Raw genomic sequence first — 1996 nt, 5'->3', positions numbered from 1 at the left:
TTAATCTCACAAAATACAAATAAATTTAAAAGTGCTAGTTAGCTTTTGGGCTAATTAGCACTTTTTTTTATTTATGAGGAGGAAAAGTTTGGCATGAACTCAAAGGAGTTATAAGTTTGAATTATATTTTGTAGGATAAGGAGATGATTAAAGTTGCATGGGAGCAACTATAGAGATTTAAGGGAATAACTTGATATTAAACAGGAGGGGGAAAGAAAGTGTAGGGAAAACTAAGAAGTATTAAAGATAAATATTAAAGAGCTATGATCAAAATAATTAGCATTCTTAAACTCTATGCCAAAGCTAACAAGAAGCAAAGAGGGGTAAACAAAAGGAGATGATTATTAACTTATATTCATAAGAGTTATCAATTTTTATATCTTGTTATTTACTTTTATGTTGCTTATAATTGATAAGCATAAATCTTAATTAAGAGCTTCTGTATAGCCAAAGAAATTTGGCAGTAATAACACAATAAGAAAACGTAAAAAACAACATAAAGTATGAAATTTTTAGCAATATTCTGGTTTATTTTTAAATGGCTATTAATAGTTTTAGTAGTCTTAAGCGTAGCTTTATTTCTATTTGTAAAATTTGCTCCTGTATTTGGCGGCAAACCTAATGCTCAAACTCTTGCTCGGATGGAGCAAGCTCCAACTTACAATGTGCAAACACAAACTTTTTCGAATCTCGTAGAAATACCTGTGAGTGTGGAAGTTGAAGGACAAGAGAATAAGTCTCGCTGGCGTTTACTCTACGATTTTATTGCCGAGAATACTTTTAGAGAAAATCCTCGTGCGCCTAAGTCTCCGCTCCCTAGTGTGCAACCACAAGTAAGTACATTAACCAATGGAGAGTTTATTTGGTTAGGTCACTCGACTTTAGTAGGAAAACTTGAGAATCAAGTTATTATGACCGATCCCGTGTTTTATGAGTCTTCACCAGTATCTTTTATTGGTAAACCATTTAAAATGGAATATTTACCAAAAACTAGTGATATTCCTCATGTCGATGTAGTAGTTTTATCTCATGACCACTATGATCACTTAGATTATAAAGCAATTAAAGAATTACATACTCGAGTGGATCATTTTGTTGTTCCGCTCGGGGTAAAAGCTCACTTAGAGCGTTGGGGTGTAGATCCACAAAAAGTAACCGAGCTTTACTGGTGGGAAAGTACTCAAATCAATGGAATTACTTATACCTTAACTCCAAACCAACACTTTACCGGACGTAGTTTTAACGACAATGCACGTACTTTATGGGGATCTTGGGTAATAACAACTGCAGATAACTTTAAAGTATTTTTCTCTGGTGATGGTGGTTATGGTGATCACTTCAAACAAATTGGAGAGAGATTTGGAGGCTTTGATCTCGCATTTATTGAAAACGGGCAATATAATGAGCAATGGGCATTTATTCATATGTTCCCTGAGCAATCATTACAAGCGGCTAAAGATCTTGGAGCAAAAAGGGTAGTGCCAATTCATTGGGGTAAATTTGATCTTGCCAAACATAAATGGGATACTCCAATTAAAATTTATCTCGAGAAAAAAGCACAAATCTATCCGGAATTAATTGTGGGGACTCCAATTATTGGCACAACTTTTAGTTATATGGATCTTCCAACTCAAACTTGGTGGGAACAAGTTAAGTAGTAAATTTGTATAAGGTCAATTTCTTAAAATAATTGCATTGTGATATTACCCCCTAGGGGGTAATATCACATCACTTTTATATCTTGCAATATCCGTTAGACTTATATAGTCATTCTCAAAATCTTCAGTATAAATTTGAATCTCAAATCATTTTACTTCAATCTTATCTCTTTTTACTTTTGCCATGTAAGTTCTCCTTAATATACTAAGTTACCATTCTATTTATTTATAGATAACAATGTAAATATGTTACATCCAGATTCTGATTCAATTCCGTCGAATTCGACGGAATTAAAATTTCTGCTGCTTAAGATTTAGTATAAACTAAGAAATTCAAT

Annotated in this window: 1 protein-coding gene; it reads left to right on the top strand. The window is 33.1% G+C overall.

Features of this window, described 5'->3' with window-relative positions:
- Positions 1–503 precede the first annotated feature (503 nt).
- Positions 504–1658, top strand: a complete 1155-nt coding sequence (locus tag CKF59_RS00635; protein WP_119534054.1) for an MBL fold metallo-hydrolase — start codon at positions 504–506, stop codon at positions 1656–1658.
- Positions 1659–1996: the final 338 nt, after the last annotated feature.

Source organism: Psittacicella gerlachiana, assembly GCF_003585965.1.
Lineage (GTDB): Bacteria > Pseudomonadota > Gammaproteobacteria > Enterobacterales > Psittacicellaceae > Psittacicella > Psittacicella gerlachiana.
Note: the sequence above shows the minus strand (reverse complement) of the source record. Positions and strands in the feature narration are given on the sequence as shown.